The organism is Azospirillum sp. INR13 (assembly GCF_015390205.1).
In the GTDB taxonomy this organism is placed as follows: domain Bacteria; phylum Pseudomonadota; class Alphaproteobacteria; order Azospirillales; family Azospirillaceae; genus Azospirillum.
The window spans coordinates 24,504-40,462 of record NZ_VUOI01000015.1 but is presented as its reverse complement, the minus strand read 5'-3'; the positions used below and the strand labels follow the sequence as shown (position 1 = coordinate 40,462).

The following is a 15,959-nucleotide window of genomic DNA, read 5'->3' as shown; positions in this document are numbered from 1 at the left end:
TGTTCGCCGAGCTGGAGGACATCGTCGGCCCTGACGCCATCCTCCGCCACCAACACCTCGTCGTTGTCCGTCACCGCCATCGGCGCCGGGGTGCAGCGGCCGGAACGTCTGGCGGGCCTGCATTTCTTCAATCCGGCTCCGCTGATGGCGCTGGTGGAGATCGTCAGCGGGCTCGCCACCGACGCCATGGTGCTCGACACGCTGTTCGACACCGCCAAGGCGTGGGGCAAGAGCCCGGTGCGCTGCCGCTCGACCCCCGGCTTCATCGTCAACCGCGTCGCCCGCCCCTTCTACGCCGAAGGGCTGCGGCTGGTGCAGGAGCAGGCGGCCGATCCCGCCACCATCGACGCCGTGATGCGCGAGGCCGGCGGCTTCCGCATGGGGCCGTTCGAGCTGATGGACCTGATCGGCCATGACGTGAACTTCGCCGTCACCCGCTCGGTCCACGCCGCCTATTTCGGCGACCCGCGCTTCCAGCCCTCGCTGATCCAGCAGGAGCTGGTCGAGGCCGGCCGTCTCGGCCGCAAGACCGGCCGCGGCTTCTACGACCACAGCCCCGGCGCCGCCAAGCCGATGCCGCGCAGCGCCGAACCCGCCGCGAAACCGCGGCGCGTGACGGTGCAGGGCGACCTCTGCCCCGCCGCGGCGCTGGTCGGGCTGTTGCAGGAGGCCGGCATCGCCGTTGAGGAAAACCCCGGCCCCGGCATGCTCGTCGTCGATGGCGTCACGCTGGCCCTGACCGACGGCCGCACCGCCACCGCCCGTGCGGCGGAAGACGGCATCGCCCCCTTGGTGCTGTTCGACCTCGCGCTCGATTACGCCAAGGCCACCCGCGTGGCGCTGGCTCCCGCCGACGGCACGCCGTCCGAGGCGGTCGCCGTGGCCGCCGGGCTGTTCCAGGCGCTGGGCAAGGCGGTGTCGGTGATCGACGACACCCCCGGTCTGGTGGTGATGCGCACCGTCGCCATGCTCGCCAACGAGGCGGCGGACGCGGCGATGCAGGGGGTTGCCAGCGCCGCCCGACATCGACATCGCGATGACCAAGGGCGTGAACTACCCGCTGGGTCCGCTGGCTTGGGCCGACCGCATCGGGCTTCCCCATATGCTGTCGGTGCTCGACGCGCTGGCCCGCACCTACGGCGAGGACCGCTACCGCGCCTCGGCACTGCTGCGGCGAAGGATCTCCGCAAGCCTCATACCCTCTCCCGCCCCGGGAGAGGGAAGGGGCCCAAGCGGCGCTTGGGAAGGGTGAGGGGTGATCCAAGACGAACGCAACCTGATCCTTGGATCACCCCTCACCCGGCGCCTGCGGCGCCCCCCTCTCCCGGGACGGGAGAGGGATTCAAGAAGCAAGGAGCCGACCCTATGACCACCGCTCCCCACAATCCCCAGTCCCTCGCCGAAGCGGTCGGCCGCGGCATGTACGAGCGCGACTATTGCGCCCAGGCCCACGGCATCGAACTGCTGGAGATCGCCCCCGGCTATGCCCGCATGTCGATGACCGTGCGCAAGGACATGGTGAACGGCCACGACATCGGCCATGGCGGCATGACCTTCACGCTGGCCGACACCGCTTTCGCCTATGCCTGCAACGCGGCGAACGAGGTGACGGTGGCCGCGGGCTGCTCCATCACCTTTCCGGCTCCGGCGAAGCTGGGCGACGTGCTGACCGCCGAATGCCGCGAGGTGCACAAGCGCGGCCGCTCCGGCGTCTATGACGTCACCGTCACCAAACAGGACGGCACGGTGGTCGGCCTGTTCCGCGGCCAGTCGGCGCGCATCGCGGGGACCGTGATTCCGTGGACTAAACGCCCCTAGCGGCCAGGGTCACGATCCCCATCTGTTAGTTTCTGGAGCGAACCATGCGTGAAGCCTACATCTGCGATGCCGTCCGCACCCCCTTCGGCCGTTACGGCGGCGGGCTGGCCCCGGTGCGCCCGGACGACCTCGCCGCGGTGCCGCTGAAGGCGCTGATGGAGCGCAACCCCGGCGTCGAATGGTCCGCCGTCGACGACGTGATCCTCGGCTGCGCCAACCAGGCCGGCGAGGACAACCGCAACGTCGCCCCGCATGGCCGCGCTGCTGGCCGGATTGCCCGAGACGGTGCCGGGCACCACGGTCAACCGCCTCTGCGGCTCCGGGATGGACAGCATCGGCATGGCCGCCCGCGCCATCAAGGCGGGCGAGGCCGAGTTGATCGTCGCCGGCGGCGTGGAGAGCATGACCCGCGCGCCCTTCGTCATGGGCAAGTCCGACAGCGCCTTCTCCCGGCAGGCGGAGATCTTCGACACCACCATCGGCTGGCGCTTCGTCAATCCGCTGATGAAGTCGAAGTTCGGCATCGACAGCATGCCGGAGACGGCGGAGAACGTCGCCGCCGACTACGCCATCTCCCGCGCCGACCAAGACGCCTTCGCCGTCCGCAGCCAGCAGCGCGCCGGCCGCGCCCAGGAGTCCGGCCGTCTCGCCCGCGAGATCGTCCCCGTCTCCATCCCCCCGCCGGAAGGGCGAGCCGACCATCATCGCCGCCGACGAGCATCTGCGCCCCGACACGACGCTGGAGGCGCTGGCCAAGCTCTCCACCCCCTTCCGCAAGGAGGGCGGCAGCGTCACCGCCGGCAATGCGTCGGGCGTCAATGACGGCGCCGCCGCGGTGATCGTGGCATCGGCCGATGCGGTGAAGCGCTACGGCCTGACCCCGCGCGCCCGTGTCGTCGGCAACCGCGGTGGCCGGCGTGGCGCCGCGCGTGATGGGCATCGGCCCGGCCCCGGCGACGCAGAAGCTGCTGGCCCGCCTCGGCCTGACCATCGGCGACGTCGACGTGATCGAGCTGAACGAGGCCTTCGCCGCCCAGGGCCTCGCCGTGCTGCGCATGCTGGGCCTGCCCGACGACGCCGAGCATGTGAACCCGAATGGCGGCGCCATCGCGCTGGGCCACCCGCTGGGCGCCAGCGGCACCCGTCTGGTCGCCAGCGCGGTGATGGAACTGGAGGACCGCAAGGCGACCCGCGCGCTCTGCACCATGTGCATCGGCGTCGGCCAGGGCATCGCCATGATGGTGGAGCGGGTCTGAACGAAAATCGGCATCGAATAAGGCCAACACCGGCCGTCAAGCGCCGGGCATCAGTACGAAGGGAGAAGCGCACCATGTCCATCATGACCGATACCGGCGTTAACCAGGGCGCGAAAGCCGGCATGGACCGCTACGAGTTCGCCGGCCGCGACGAGATCGTCGCGATGCAGACGGAGCGGCTGGCATGGTCGCTCCGCCATTCCTACGCCAACGTCGAATCCTTCCGCGCCAAGTGCGAGGCGAAGGGCGTCCATCCCGACGATTTCAAGGAGTTGAAGGATTTGGCGCTGTTCCCCTTCACCGTGAAGGACGACCTGCGCCGCGCCTATCCCTACGGCATGTTCGCCGTGCCGATGGAGGACATCGTCCGCGTCCATGCCTCCAGCGGCACCACCGGGCGGCCGACGGTGGTCGGCTACACCAAGGGCGACATCGACGTGTGGGCGGAGGTCGTCGCCCGCTCCATCCGGGCGGCGGGCGGCACGCGCAACGACATCGTGCACATCGCCTACGGCTATGGCCTGTTCACCGGCGGCCTCGGCGCCCATTACGGGCGGAACGGCTTGGCTGCGCCGTGGTGCCGATGTCGGGCGGCCAGACCGAGAAGCAGGTCCAGCTGATCCAGGACTTCAAGCCGACCATCATCATGGTCACGCCGTCCTACATGCTGAACATCGCCGACGAGATGCGCCGCCAGGGCATCGACCCGCGCAGCACCAGCCTGCGCGTCGGCATCTTCGGCGCCGAGCCCTGGACCGGCGCGCTGCGCGAGGAGATCGAGCGCACCTTCAACATCCACGCGGTGGACATCTACGGCCTGTCGGAGGTGATGGGGCCGGGCGTGGCGTCCGAATGCGTGGAGACCAAGGACGGCCCGGTGATCTGGGAGGACCATTTCTATCCCGAGATCATCGACCCAGAGTCAGGCGAGGTTCTGCCCGACGGCTCCTACGGCGAGCTGGTCTTCACCACGCTCACCAAGCAGGGCATGCCGGTCATCCGCTACCGCACCCGCGACCTGACCCGTCTGCTGCCGCCGACCGCCCGCGGCATGCGGCGGATGGACAAGATCACCGGCCGCTCCGACGACATGCTCATCATCCGCGGCGTGAACGTCTTCCCGACCCAGGTCGAGGAGCTGATCTGCAAGATCCCGGCGCTCGCCCCACACTATGAGTTGGTGGTGAGCCGCGACGGCCACATGGACAACCTCGCCGTCCGGGTGGAGATGCATGACGACATCCACCCCTCGGACTGGGACGGCCACGCCAAGCACCTGCAGCATTCGATCAAGTCGCTGATCGGCATCAGCACCCGCGTCGAGGTCGTCGAGCCCGGCGGCATCGCCCGGTCCATCGGCAAGGCCAAGCGGGTGCAGGACCTGCGTCCGAAGGCTTGATGATGCCCTCTCCCGCCCCGGGAGAGGGAGGGGACCCACGGAGTGGGGAGGGTGAGGGGGATTCCAAGAATCCCGAACCGCATGGCTTCGTGCCTAACCCCTCACCCTTCCCAAGCTGCGCTTGGGCCCCTTCCCTCTCCCGGGACGGGAGAGGGAGATCTCAGCCCCTCTGCGACAGCAGCGGGAAGGCGTCCAGAACACCGGTCAGCAGGATCTGGACGCCGACGCAGAACAGCAGGAAGGCGAACAGCCGCGTCAGCACCCGCACCCGCGTCGGACCCAGGAAGGCGACGATGCGGTCGGCGGAGCGGTAGGACAGCCAGATCAGCGCGGCGATCGCCAGCGCCGCGCCCGACATGCCGATGAAGAACTCCATCAGCCCGCCGGCCCCGCCCGTCGGGCGGGTGGAGCCGAGTGCGATGGCGACCGAAATGGTGCCCGGTCCGGTGGTGAAGGGGATCGTCATCGGGAAGAAGGCCGATTCCGCCAGCCGGTCGTTGTCGCCGGTCGGGGCAGCCTGCTCCTGCTTGCGCGCCTCGTGCCGTTCCGGCGCGGTCAGCAGCGCCCAGGCCCGTTCCGCCACCACGAAGCCGCCGGCAATCCGCAGTGCCGCCATCGACACGCCGAAGAAGTTCAGCACATAGGCACCCGCCCACAGCGCGGTGAGCATGACGATGGCCGAATAGAGGCTGACCAGCCCGGCCAGCCGCGCCCGGTCGCGCGGACTGCTGTCCGCCGTCACCTGACTGAAGATCAGCGCCATCGCCAGCGGATTGACGATGGAGAACAGGGCGGTGAAGGCGAGCAGGAAGCTGTCGAGCATGGGATCCGGGCTGTCGGTCGGCTGTCCGAACAGTTAGCTGGGACGTGGCAATGCTGGCAAGAGCGGCGTTGCCGTGTTCGCTCCCATCCACCTCACCCGTTGAACAGCGTCGCGTCGATCCGCCGGACCATCGCCACCAGCCGCGGCGCGAACTCCTCCTCCAGCTTTTGCAGATCGACCATGAAGGCCGGCCCGCCGCAGTTGAAGGCCAGCACCTGCGATCCGTCGCGCGGCACGAAGGGAACGCCGACGGCATGCACCTCCGACTTCCAGGCGCCGATGGAGCGGCAGTAGCCGCGCGCCCGGTAATCCTCGATGGCCTGGAGGATGCCGTCGCGGATCTCGGGCCAGCGCTCCCCCTCATGCTCCTCCAGCTTCGCCATCAAGGGCGCCCGCTCCGCCTCCGGCAGGGCGGCCAGATAGGCGCGGCCCATGCCGGTGGTCGACAGCTTGATGTGGGAGCCGACGTCGAGCGACAGGGTGATCGGACCGGTGGCCTTGCAGCATTCCAGATAGATCATGCTCAGCCGGTCGCGCCCGCCCAGCGCCACGGCAAGCCCGGTCTGGTCGGCCAGCTCCTGCATCAGCGGGCGCGCGACCTGCCGGATGCCCATGCCGGACAGGCTGGCATAGCCCAGCGCCAGCACCGAGGTGCCGAGCCGGTACTTGCCGGTGTTCTGGTCGTAGGCGAGATAGCCCAGCTTGGCCAGCGTGTAGGTCAGCCGCGACACCGTCGGCTTGGGCAGGCCGGTGCGTTGCGCCAGCTCCAGGTTGCCCAGCATCGATTCGTTGCGGCGGAAGGCGCGCAGCAGTTCCAGCCCACGGGCCAGCGCCGTGACGAAGCGCGGGTCCTTCTCGTCCTCCGCCAGATCGTCGGCGACCAGAGCCTCTTCCCGCCTGCGCATGACCCGATCCTCCCGCAAAACATCGCGGGACGATCCTGCCAGCGGCTGGCCGGCACGTCAATGAAACAGCGTTTCACGATGCGAAATTTATACCCGCCGATTCGCACCGGCGCCTACTGCGTCGCCCCCAGCCCCAGCGTCACCATGCGTTCGTACAGCGACGCGCGCGAAATGCCCAGCAGCTTCGCCGCCCGCGCCTTGACGCCGTTGGCCTCCTCCAGCGCGGCGGCGATGGCGTGGCGTTCGGCGGCGTGGAGCACCTCCTGCAACGGCCGCGCCCCCGCCGCCAGCGGCAGCGCCGAGGCGCCGGCCGGATGCTGCATGCCAGGCAGCACGCTGCGGATGTGCGGAGCGGTCAGGATCGGCGCGTCGGTCAGCGCCACCACCCGTTCCAGCGTGTTGTAGAGCTCGCGGACATTGCCGGGCCAGTCATAGTCGCGCAGCACCTGCACCGCCGATTCCAGAAGCTCGCGCGGCGGCGTGCCCTGCTGGATCGCCAACTGCTCCAGAATGCGGTCGGCGATGCTCTCGATATCCTCCGGCCGGTCGCGCAACGGCGGCAGGGTGATCGGCACCACATTCAGCCGGTAATAAAGGTCGGCGCGGAACTGCTTCTCCCGCACCAGGGCGTGCAGGTCGCGGCTGGTGGCGGCGATGATGCGGACATCGACCCGCACCACCTTGTTGGAGCCCAGCGGCTCGATCTCCCGCTCCTGCAGCACGCGCAGCAGCTTGGCCTGCACCGGCAGCGGCATGTCGCCGATCTCGTCCAGGAACAGGGTGCCGCCGTTGGCGAGCTGGAACTTGCCCTCGCGGTGGCGGCGGTCGGCGCCGGTGTAGGCGCCGGGGGCGACGCCGAAGAACTCCGCCTCCAGCAGGGTTTCCGGAATGGCGGCGACATTGACGCCGACGAAGGGCTTGGACGCCCGCGGGCTGGCGGAATGGATGGCCTGTGCCAGAAGCTCCTTGCCCGTCCCCGTCTCACCCAGCAGCAGCACGGTGCTGTCCATCTGCGCGGCGCGGCGGCCCAGACGCTTGATCTCGCGGATCGATTCGCTGGCGCCGAGGAACTGCGAGAAGGAGTATTTGGCCCGGCGCTCATGCGCCAGCTCCTGCTGGGTGCGGGTCAACTCCTCCTGCATCTTCTCGTATTTGCGGACCAGCGGACGCAGATACTCGGCGCGGTCGAACAGCACGAAGCCGATGGCGCCGATGATCGAGCCGTCTGTGCCGAACAGCGGCATCCGCGTCACCACGAAGGACCGGTCGTCGAACTCCATGATGTCCAGCGGCTGGGGCTGGCCGCTCTCGATCACCCGGCGCAACTGGCTGTTGGGGATGACGTCCTCCACCTGCCGGCCGCGCGGGTCGCCGGGAACGCCCAGCAGCGCCTTGTACTTCTCGTCCATCCAGGCGATGCGGCCATTGTGGTCGACCGCGACGGCGCCGACGCACATGGATTCCAGGTGTTCGAACAGGGAGTGCACCGCGCGCTGGCGCAACGCTTCGAAATCGACGGTGTCGCCCACGTCACCCTCCCAGACGGGACCGATCTTCGTCGTCCCGGTGTCGAGGCCCATTGCGGCGCCGGCTTTGGAGCCTGCTGCATTGCAACGCAATTTGCCAACAATATCAGAGGTCAACATAGTAGCCCATCCGTCGGATTAAAGGGAAGGCGCACGGGATCGGGCGGGTGCGCGAGGTCGATCCGCACCCGTTCATCAGACCAGAGCTTGACCGCACCGCAAGCCGGGACGCTTTTTAAAAAGGCAACCCGGACCTATTCTCTACATCCTCCGCCATATCCTCTCTCCTTTTTGTGATTTTCAACCCTTGCGGGTAGGAGAAAGGAAAAAGAGAGGGACCTTTCGGTCCCCCTGGGGGAGTTCGCGGAAATCGACGGCGGTATCACTGCCCGCGCTTGGGCAGGCGGGCCAACAGTTCGCCGACGATGCCGCGGCGGAAGACCAGCACGCAGACGACGAAGATGCAGCCGATCACCACCGGCACCGGCAGGCTGGTGGCGGCAAGGTAGCTCTCCAGCGTCACCACCAGCCCGGCGCCGACCACCGGCCCCAACAGCGTGCCCATGCCGCCCAGCAGCGTCATCAGCACCACCTCGCCCGACATCTGCCACGTCACGTCGGTCAGGCTGGCGAGCTGGAAGACGATGGCCTTGGTCCCGCCGGCAAGGCCCGCCAGCGAGGCGGACAGCACGAAGGCGACCAGCTTGTAGCGGTCGGTGCGGTAGCCGAGCGACACCGCGCGCGGCTCGTTCTCGCGGATCGCCTTCAGCACCTGCCCGAAGGGCGAGTGGACGGTGCGCCAGATCAGCGCGAAGCCGGCGAGGAAGATCGCCAGCACGGTGTAGTACATGGTCAGCGGCTGGTTGAGGTCGAACAGCCCGAACAGGGTGCCGCGCGGCACGCCCTGGATGCCGTCCTCGCCATGGGTGAAGGGCAGCTGCAGCGCCAGGAAGAAGATCATCTGGCTCAGCGCCAGCGTGATCATGGCGAAATAGATGCCCTGCCGGCGGATGGCGATCAGGCCGAAGACCAGACCCATCGCCCCGGCCACCGCGGTGGCGGCGAGCAGACCGAACTCCGGCGCCCAGCCCCAGACCTTCACCGTATGGGCGGCGATGTAGGCCGCGCCGCCGAAGAAGGCGGCATGGCCGAAGCTGAGCAGGCCGGCGAAGCCGATCAGCAGGTTGAAGGCGCAGGCGAACAATGCGAAGCACAGCACCTTCATCAGGAAGACGGGATACAGCACGAAGGGCGCCGCGACGGCGACCGCCAGCAGGACGGCGGCGATCAGGACGGGGCCGGTGCCGCGGGAGGCCCCGCGCATGGCGATGGTGGTGGCGTTGCTGGCGACGGTCATGGATCAGCGCTCCCGTCCGAAGAGGCCCGCGGGCTTGATGAGAAGAACGATCGCCATCACGACGAACACGACGATGTTGGAGGCCTCCGGATAGAAGACCTTGGTCAGCCCCTCCAGCAGCCCCAGCCCCAGGCCGGTGACGATGGCGCCCAGGATGGAGCCCATGCCGCCGATCACCACCACCGCGAAGACGATGATGATCAGGTTGGTCCCCATCAGCGGCGACACCTGATAGATCGGCGCCGCCAGCACGCCGGCCAGCCCGGCCAGCGCCACGCCGAAGCCGTAGGTCAGCGACACCATCACCGGCACGTTGATGCCGAAGGCCTGGACCAGCGTCGGGTTCTCCGTCGCCGCGCGCAGATAGGCGCCCAACTTGGTGCGCTCGATGGCGAACCAGGTGCCGAAGCAGACGGTGAGCGAGGCGACGACCACCCAGGCGCGATAGTTGGGCAGGAACATGAAGCCCAGGTTCTGCCCGCCCTGGAGGGCGGCGGGGATCGGGTAGGGCTGGCCCGACACGCCGTACTGGTGGCGGAACGCCCCTTCCAGGATCAGCGCCAGCCCGAAGGTCAGCAGCAGGCCGTAGAGATGGTCCAGCTTGTAGAGCCGCGACAGCATCGACTTCTCCAGCGCGATGCCCAGCAGCCCGACCGCCACCGGCGCCAGCACCAGCGCCCCCCAATAGCCGATCCCGGCATAGGTCAGCAGCAGCCACGCCACGAAGGCGCCGACCATGTACAGCGCGCCATGGGCGAAGTTGATGACGTTCAACATGCCGAAGATCACCGCCAGCCCGAGGCTGAGCAGCGCATAGAAGGAACCATTGATCAGGCCGAGCAGAAGCTGCCCGAACAGGACTTGGGGCGGAACTCCCAGCAGGCTGAACATATCCGCGTCTCTCCCGGTTCGTGGTTGTTGTTCTTCTGGGTGGGAATTATCGGCTTCGAATGCCCCCACCTATCCTCCCCCGCTGGGCGGGGGAGGGACTGCCGCCACTCTCTTGTATCAGCGCTTGTCCCCTCCCCCGCCCAGCTCTCGCACAAAGCTCTGCTTTGTGCTGACGCGGCAGGCGGACCGAAGGTCCGCTGAGAGCGGGGGAGGGTTAGGGTGGGGGTCTAACTCCGACGCCCCCTCACTTCACCAGCGCGCAGCCGCTCTGCTTCGGGTCCATGAAGGCGGTGTCGGCCGGGATGGTCTTGACGATCTTGTAATAGTCCCAGGCCCCCTTCGACTCGGCCGGGGTCTTCACCTGGGCCAGATACATGTCGTGGATCATGCGGCCGTTGGCGGCGATCCTGCCCTTCTTGGCGAACATGTCCTCGACCGGCGTTTCGCGCATCTTGGCGGTCACCTTGTCGGCATCGTCGGTCTTCGCCGCCTCGACCGACTTCAGGTAGTGCTTCACCGCCGAGTAGACGCCGGCCTGCACCATGGTCGGCTTCTTGCCGGCCTTGGCCTCGAACTTCTTCGACCATTCGCGGGTCTGGTCGTCCATGTCCCAATAGAAGCCGGTGGTCAGCATCAGCCCCTGGGCCGACTGCAGCCCCAGCGCATTCACGTCGGTGATGAACATCAGCAGGCCGGCCAGGCTCTGGCCCGACTGGGTGATGCCGAATTCCGCCGCCTGCTTGACGGCGTTGACGGTGTCGCCGCCGGCATTCGCCAGCCCGATCACGTCGGCTCCCGATCCCTGCGCCTGCAGCAGGAAGGACGAGAAGTCGGAGGTGCCGAGCGGATGGCGCACCGATCCGGAGATGGTGCCGCCCAGCGACTTGACCATCTTGGTGGTCTCCTCCTCCAGCGACTGGCCGAAGGCGTAGTCGGCGGTCACGAAGAACCACTTCTTCTTGCCCTGCTCGTACAGGGCGCGGCCGGTGCCGGCGGCCATGGCATAGTTGTCGTAGGTCCAGTGGAAGCCGTAGGGGCTGCACTGCGCACCGCTCAGCGCCGTGGCGCCCGGGCCGGACATCAGGAAGATGCGCTTCTTGTCCTTGGTGATGCCCTGAACCGCCAGCGCGGCGGCGGAGTTCGGCACGTCGGCGATCACGTCGACGCCGCCGGTGTCCACCCACTCGCGCGCCTTCGACGCGGCGATGTCGGCCTTGTTCTGGTGGTCGGCGACGACGATCTCGACAGCGGCGCCGGCAACCTTGTTGCCGAATTCCTCCGCCGCCATCCGTGCGGCGATGGCGGACCCCTCGCCGGCCAGATCGGCGTAGATGCCGGAGCGGTCGTTCATCACGCCGATGCGGATGACGTTGTCCGACACCTGGGCCGCGGCCGGAATTGCGGTCCCTGCCAGCGTCAGCAGGGCGGTGCCGGCGAGAAGAAGCGTGCGCATCGGAAGGTCTCTCCCTCTTGGATTTATTGTCGGCCGGTCCCCGTTGCGGAAACCTGCGGCCGTAATCGGACAAAGCTCCGGCCGCCCGCCGCCCGCCCTCGACTGGAGCGGGACGGCGTCGGTGCCGGGAATGATCGGAAGGCTGGACGGGCTACACGCCGAGATAGGTGTGGAGCTTGTCCATGTTGGCTTCGAGCTGGTCGTTGGGGATCATGTCGACCACATGGCCCTCCTCCATCACGTAATGGCGGTCGGCGATGGTGGCGGCGAAGCGGAAGTTCTGTTCCACCAGCACGATGGTGAAACCGCGCGCCTTCAGCGCCCGCACCGCCACGCCGATCTGCTCGATGATGACCGGGGCCAGACCCTCGGTCGGCTCGTCCAGCAGGATCATGGTGGCGCCGGTGCGCAGGATGCGGGCGATCGCCAGCATCTGCTGCTCGCCGCCCGACAGCCGCGTGCCCTGGGTCGAGCCGCGGCCCTTCAGGTTGGGGAACAGGTCGTGGATCTGCGGGATCGTCATCCCGCCCTCTTTCACCACCGGCGGCAGCGTCAGGTTCTCGTCGACGCTGAGGCTGGAGAAGATGCCGCGCTCCTCCGGCACATAGCCGATGCCCAGCCGCGGGATCCTGTGCTGCGCCATGCCGATCAGCTCCTGCCCCTGGAAGCGGATGGAGCCGGTGCGCTTGCCCATGATCCCCATGATGGCGCGCATGGTCGAGGTCTTGCCGGCGCCGTTGCGGCCCAGCAGCGTCACCACCTCGCCCTGCCGCACCTCCAGGCTGACGCCGTGCAGCACATGGCTTTCGCCGTAATAGCCGTGCAGGTCGGCGATCTCCAGCATCGCCGTTCCGGTGTGGGCAGTCTTCGTCTGCATCCCGTCAGGCATGTCCGGTCCCCATATAAGCTTCCATCACCTGCGGGTTCTTGGAGACGACCTCGTACGGTCCCTCCGCCAGGATTTCGCCGCGGCGCAGCACGGTGATGGTGTCCGACAGGTGGGCGACGACCGACAGGTTGTGCTCCACCATCAGCACGGTGCGGTCGGCGGCGACGCGCTTGATCAGCGCCGCGGTGCCCTCGATGTCCTCATGGCCCATGCCGGCCAGCGGTTCGTCCAGCAGCATCACCTCCGGGTCGAGCGCCAGGGTGGTGGCGATCTCCAGCGCGCGCTTGCGGCCATAGGGCAGCTCGGCGGCGGTGTGGCCGGCCCAGGGGTGAGGTTCACCGCCTCGATCAGTTCCAATGCCCGGTCGTGCAGGTCGTAGAGCGACGATTCGGACTTCCAGAAATGGAAGCTGGTGCCGAGCGGCCGCTGCAGCGCCACCCGGACATTCTCCAGCACGCTCAGGTGCGGGAAGACGGCCGAGATCTGGAAGGAGCGGACCAGCCCCATCAGCGCGATGTCCGCCGGCTTGGTGCGGGTGATGTCCCGGCCCTTGTAGAGGATCTGGCCGCGCGTGGGCGTCAGGAACTTGGTCAGCAGGTTGAACACCGTGCTCTTGCCGGCGCCGTTCGGGCCGATCAGCGCGTGGATGGTGCCGCGGCGAACCTGCAGGTTCACCTCCTTCACCGCCACGAAGCCCTTGAACTCCTTCGTCAGATTGCGCGCTTCCAGGATGATGTCGTCGTTCGGTGCGGCGTTCATCGGTCGCGAATTCTCCTCCCGTTCGTCCTTATGTCCGGGCTTGTGCCCGGGGCTTATATCCGGGCTCCCGGCCCGGGGGCCGCCATGCGGCGGGACGTTTCACCGATTGTTGTACGCACGAAGCGTGCCACGGCAGGGTTCGCTTCGCTCGGGCACTTGGACCCATTGTTTCTCCGCGGATTTGCCTCCGCCTCCCTCTCCCCGCTCCGGACCCTGGCACCGGAAAGTGTCGGAATCGCGGACACTCTGTCCGCCAAACATGACACCATCCAAAATGTCGGCGCGCAAGATCGTCCGTGTGGCCGACGCCATATTGCGGACTTGCCAAATCGGCACCGCACTGCGATGGTGGCCGTCCGACGGTGCCCTGCCCGTCCTGACGGGCGGCGGGGATAATAGGGAATGCGGTGCGGATCTCCGTTGCACGGGGTCCAATGCCGCGGCTGCCCCCGCAACTGTGTGCGGCGAGCGTCCCGTCCATCATGCCACTGGCCTTCGTGCCGGGAAGGCGGACGGCGATGCGACGACCCGCGAGCCAGGAAACCTGCCGGCGGAGACATCGACCTTTCCCAACCCCGCCGGGTGTGGCGGGACAGCAAGGATTTCGTTCCATGACCACCCATTCGCTCCACACTGCCGCCGGTTCCGCGACCCGCAGCGCCGCCCAGACCGCGGTCGCCGCCTTCGCCGCGATCCTGTTGGGCAGCTTCCTGCTGTACGGCGTCGGCTTCGCCCAGCCGCAGCAGATCCACGACGCGGCCCACGATGCCCGTCACTCCTTCGCATTCCCCTGCCACTAAGCCAGGGTCATGGATCTGATCCGGCGGCTGTTCACAGCCGCCCTGGTCGCGGGCGTGCTCTCCGGCACGGCCGCTTCCGTCGTTCAGCAGGCGACGACCGTCCCGCTGATCCTTGAAGCCGAGAAGTACGAGGTGGTGACCCCGCCGCCCGCGCCCGCCGGCGCACCTGCGGCGTCCCACCAGCACGGCCCCGTGCGCGAGGTCGGCGAAGGCGTGCCCACCACGCTGGACGAGGCGATGCAGCGCATCGGCCTGACCATCGTCTCCAACCTGCTGACCGGCGTGGCCTATGCGCTGCTGCTGTCGGCCGCGATGCTGCTGGCCGGCCGGCCGGTCGATGCGCGGCGCGGGCTGGTGTGGGGGGCCGGCGGTTTCGTCGCCGTTTCGCTGGCGCCGTCCTTCGGCCTGCCGCCGGAGCTGCCGGGCATGGCCGGGGCCGATCTGGAGCTGCGCCAGCTCTGGTGGCTGGCCGCCGCGGCCGGGGCCGGTGTCGGCATGACCGCGCTCGCCTTCGCCCGCAACCGCTTCGTCATCGCCGCCGCCGTCCTGGCCGCCGCCTTGCCCCATCTGGTCGGCGCTCCTCATCCGGAAAGTGCCGAAGGCGCCGTCCCGCCGGAGCTGGCCGCCCATTTCGTCACCGCCTCGCTGGGCAGCGCCGCCCTGTTCTGGGCGATCCTGGGCGCGGTCTGCGGCTGGCTGGTGAGCGGACTGGTCGGCGAGGCCGAACACCGCCCGGCCCTGCGGACCCAGCCCGGCGCGCGTTAAGGAGTTACGTCCCATGTCCGCAGTTTCCAAGACGGCCGCCGGCAAGGTTCCGGCGACCGTCATCACCGGCTTCCTCGGCGCCGGCAAGACCACGCTGATCCGCGGCCTGCTGGAAAAGGCCGACGGCCGCCGGCTGGCCCTGATCATCAACGAGTTCGGCGATGTCGGTATCGACGGCGACATCCTGCGCGCCTGCGGCAACCCGACCTGCACCGAAGACGACGTGATCGAACTGGCGAACGGCTGCCTGTGCTGCACCGTCGCCGACGACTTCGTCCCGGCCATCGAAAAGCTGCTGGCCCGGCCGGAGCCGCCCGAGCATATCGTGATCGAGACCAGCGGCCTGGCCCTGCCCAAGCCTCTGGTCCAGGCCTTCCACTGGCCGGCGATCAAGACGCGGGTCACAGTGGACGGCGTCATCGCCGTGGTGGATGCCGCCGCCGCCGCCGAGGGCCGTTTCGCCCCCGATCCCGCGGCGCTTCAGGCCCAGCGGGACGCCGCCGGCACCGTCGACCACGAAACGCCGATCGAAGAGGTGTTCGAGGACCAGCTGCTCTGCGCCGACCTGATCGTCGTCAACAAGACCGATCTGCTGGCCGCCGACGACCTCGCCCGTGTTGAGGACCTGATCCGCGGCGCCCTGTCCCACGCGGTCGGCCGCGACGCCAAGCTGGTGCGAGCCTCGCAGGGGGCCGTCGATCCGCTGGTTCTGCTCGGCGTCGGTGCGGCGGTGGAGGATGACCTCGCCAACCGTCCCAGCCACCATGACGACGAAGAGGGCCACGACCACGACGACTTCACCAGCTTCGTGGTGGAGCTGCCGCCGCAGCCCGATCCCGCCCGTCTGGCGATGACGCTGGAGCAGGTCGCCGGCCTGCATGGCGTGCTGCGCCTGAAGGGCTTCATCGACGTGCCCGGCAAGCCGATGCGCCTGCTGGTCCAGGGCGTCGGTACCCGCATCCAGACCCACTACGACCGCCTGTGGAAGCCCGGCGAGGAGCGCCGCAGCCGTCTGGTCGTGATCGGCGAGACCGGGCTGGATCGTGACGCGGTGACGCGGGCGGTTGTTGGGTAAGGGGTTAAATTCGGTGCGGCGTCAGACCCCCACCTATCCTCCCCCGCTCTCGGCCGACCGAAGGTCGGTCCGATGGCGGGGGAGGGACTGCCGCCGCTTTTCTGTACAGGCGCTAGTCCCCTCCCCCGCCCAGCTCTCGCACAAAGCTATGCTTTGTGCTGACGCGGCAGGCGGACCGTAGGTCCGCTGAGAGCGGGGGAGGATAGGTGGGGGCAAGTGTCCCCACTCCTTGAACGTATCCGC

The 15,959-nt window shown here is 68.3% G+C and carries 12 protein-coding genes, 4 pseudogenes and 1 riboswitch; of the genes and pseudogenes, 8 read left to right on the top strand and 8 right to left on the bottom strand.

Annotated elements, in window-relative coordinates:
• Window positions 1–90 precede the first annotated feature (90 nt).
• From F1643_RS23120 to paaK, 5 genes and pseudogenes are all read left to right on the top strand, one after another.
• A pseudogene (locus tag F1643_RS23120) lies at window positions 91–879 on the top strand (3-hydroxyacyl-CoA dehydrogenase family protein); the annotation flags it as partial.
• A gap of 157 nt (window positions 880–1,036) precedes the next feature.
• Window positions 1,037–1,252 carry a 3-hydroxyacyl-CoA dehydrogenase family protein gene (locus F1643_RS23115; protein ID WP_255542733.1) on the top strand — a complete coding sequence of 72 codons (216 nt, stop codon included), beginning with the start codon at window positions 1,037–1,039 and terminating at the stop codon, window positions 1,250–1,252.
• 113 nt (window positions 1,253–1,365) lie between these two features.
• The gene (paaI, locus tag F1643_RS12845; RefSeq protein WP_194913562.1) at window positions 1,366–1,818 is read left to right on the top strand and encodes a hydroxyphenylacetyl-CoA thioesterase PaaI; all 453 of its coding nucleotides are present in this window, start codon (window positions 1,366–1,368) and stop codon (window positions 1,816–1,818) included.
• A 44-nt stretch (window positions 1,819–1,862) separates the two neighbouring features.
• Window positions 1,863–3,074, top strand: a pseudogene (pcaF, locus tag F1643_RS12840) (3-oxoadipyl-CoA thiolase).
• 74 nt (window positions 3,075–3,148) lie between these two features.
• Window positions 3,149–4,473 (top strand): annotated as a pseudogene (gene paaK / locus F1643_RS12835) (phenylacetate--CoA ligase PaaK).
• A 160-nt stretch (window positions 4,474–4,633) separates the two neighbouring features.
• Here paaK and F1643_RS12830 read toward each other — a convergent pair.
• From F1643_RS12830 to F1643_RS12795, 8 genes and pseudogenes are all read right to left on the bottom strand, one after another.
• Window positions 4,634–5,296, bottom strand: coding sequence for a MarC family protein (locus F1643_RS12830; RefSeq protein WP_194913561.1), 663 nt, complete (start codon window positions 5,294–5,296; stop codon window positions 4,634–4,636).
• A 92-nt stretch (window positions 5,297–5,388) separates the two neighbouring features.
• On the bottom strand, window positions 5,389–6,201 hold the full coding sequence (locus tag F1643_RS12825; protein ID WP_194913560.1) for an IclR family transcriptional regulator: 813 nt from the start codon (window positions 6,199–6,201) through the stop codon (window positions 5,389–5,391).
• Between the two features lie 113 nt (window positions 6,202–6,314).
• Window positions 6,315–7,781: a sigma-54-dependent Fis family transcriptional regulator gene (locus F1643_RS12820; protein WP_194913558.1), complete on the bottom strand. Its 1,467-nt coding sequence runs from the start codon at window positions 7,779–7,781 to the stop codon at window positions 6,315–6,317.
• A 328-nt stretch (window positions 7,782–8,109) separates the two neighbouring features.
• Window positions 8,110–9,051 carry a branched-chain amino acid ABC transporter permease gene (locus F1643_RS12815; protein WP_255542732.1) on the bottom strand — a complete coding sequence of 314 codons (942 nt, stop codon included), beginning with the start codon at window positions 9,049–9,051 and terminating at the stop codon, window positions 8,110–8,112.
• Window positions 9,052–9,087: 36 nt separating this feature from the next.
• Window positions 9,088–9,975, bottom strand: a complete 888-nt coding sequence (locus tag F1643_RS12810) for a branched-chain amino acid ABC transporter permease (protein ID WP_194913554.1) — start codon at window positions 9,973–9,975, stop codon at window positions 9,088–9,090.
• A gap of 244 nt (window positions 9,976–10,219) precedes the next feature.
• Window positions 10,220–11,428 carry an ABC transporter substrate-binding protein gene (locus F1643_RS12805; protein ID WP_194913553.1) on the bottom strand — a complete coding sequence of 403 codons (1,209 nt, stop codon included), beginning with the start codon at window positions 11,426–11,428 and terminating at the stop codon, window positions 10,220–10,222.
• A 151-nt stretch (window positions 11,429–11,579) separates the two neighbouring features.
• Window positions 11,580–12,317 (bottom strand): ABC transporter ATP-binding protein, encoded by a 738-nt coding sequence (locus F1643_RS12800; RefSeq protein ID WP_194913552.1) that lies wholly within the window; start codon window positions 12,315–12,317, stop codon window positions 11,580–11,582.
• Window positions 12,310–13,076, bottom strand: a pseudogene (locus F1643_RS12795) (ABC transporter ATP-binding protein). Before F1643_RS12795 ends, F1643_RS12800 begins: the two are co-directional and overlap by 8 nt.
• 343 nt (window positions 13,077–13,419) lie before the next feature.
• Window positions 13,420–13,643, top strand: a riboswitch (cobalamin riboswitch).
• Between the two features lie 44 nt (window positions 13,644–13,687).
• Between F1643_RS12795 and F1643_RS12790 the strand changes: the two are divergent.
• From F1643_RS12790 to cobW, 3 genes are read left to right on the top strand one after another with little or no spacing between them, the layout of a single operon-like run.
• Window positions 13,688–13,876: a CbtB domain-containing protein gene (locus F1643_RS12790; RefSeq protein ID WP_194913551.1), complete on the top strand. Its 189-nt coding sequence runs from the start codon at window positions 13,688–13,690 to the stop codon at window positions 13,874–13,876.
• A gap of 9 nt (window positions 13,877–13,885) precedes the next feature.
• A complete protein-coding gene (locus F1643_RS12785) occupies window positions 13,886–14,641 on the top strand; it encodes a CbtA family protein (protein WP_194913549.1) in 756 nt (251 codons plus the stop codon).
• A 13-nt stretch (window positions 14,642–14,654) separates the two neighbouring features.
• Window positions 14,655–15,716, top strand: coding sequence for a cobalamin biosynthesis protein CobW (cobW, locus tag F1643_RS12780; RefSeq protein ID WP_194913548.1), 1,062 nt, complete (start codon window positions 14,655–14,657; stop codon window positions 15,714–15,716).
• The last annotated feature ends 243 nt before the right edge of the window (window positions 15,717–15,959 follow it).

Coding starts and splice junctions, on each gene's coding strand:
- F1643_RS23115 (WP_255542733.1), top strand. CDS start 1,037: ATGACCAAGGGCGTGAACTACCCGCTGGGTCCGCTGGCTTGGGCCGAC.
- paaI (WP_194913562.1), top strand. CDS start 1,366: ATGACCACCGCTCCCCACAATCCCCAGTCCCTCGCCGAAGCGGTCGGC.
- F1643_RS12830 (WP_194913561.1), bottom strand. CDS start 5,296: ATGCTCGACAGCTTCCTGCTCGCCTTCACCGCCCTGTTCTCCATCGTC.
- F1643_RS12825 (WP_194913560.1), bottom strand. CDS start 6,201: ATGCGCAGGCGGGAAGAGGCTCTGGTCGCCGACGATCTGGCGGAGGAC.
- F1643_RS12820 (WP_194913558.1), bottom strand. CDS start 7,781: ATGGGCCTCGACACCGGGACGACGAAGATCGGTCCCGTCTGGGAGGGT.
- F1643_RS12815 (WP_255542732.1), bottom strand. CDS start 9,051: ATGCGCGGGGCCTCCCGCGGCACCGGCCCCGTCCTGATCGCCGCCGTC.
- F1643_RS12810 (WP_194913554.1), bottom strand. CDS start 9,975: ATGTTCAGCCTGCTGGGAGTTCCGCCCCAAGTCCTGTTCGGGCAGCTT.
- F1643_RS12805 (WP_194913553.1), bottom strand. CDS start 11,428: ATGCGCACGCTTCTTCTCGCCGGCACCGCCCTGCTGACGCTGGCAGGG.
- F1643_RS12800 (WP_194913552.1), bottom strand. CDS start 12,317: ATGCCTGACGGGATGCAGACGAAGACTGCCCACACCGGAACGGCGATG.
- F1643_RS12790 (WP_194913551.1), top strand. CDS start 13,688: ATGACCACCCATTCGCTCCACACTGCCGCCGGTTCCGCGACCCGCAGC.
- F1643_RS12785 (WP_194913549.1), top strand. CDS start 13,886: ATGGATCTGATCCGGCGGCTGTTCACAGCCGCCCTGGTCGCGGGCGTG.
- cobW (WP_194913548.1), top strand. CDS start 14,655: ATGTCCGCAGTTTCCAAGACGGCCGCCGGCAAGGTTCCGGCGACCGTC.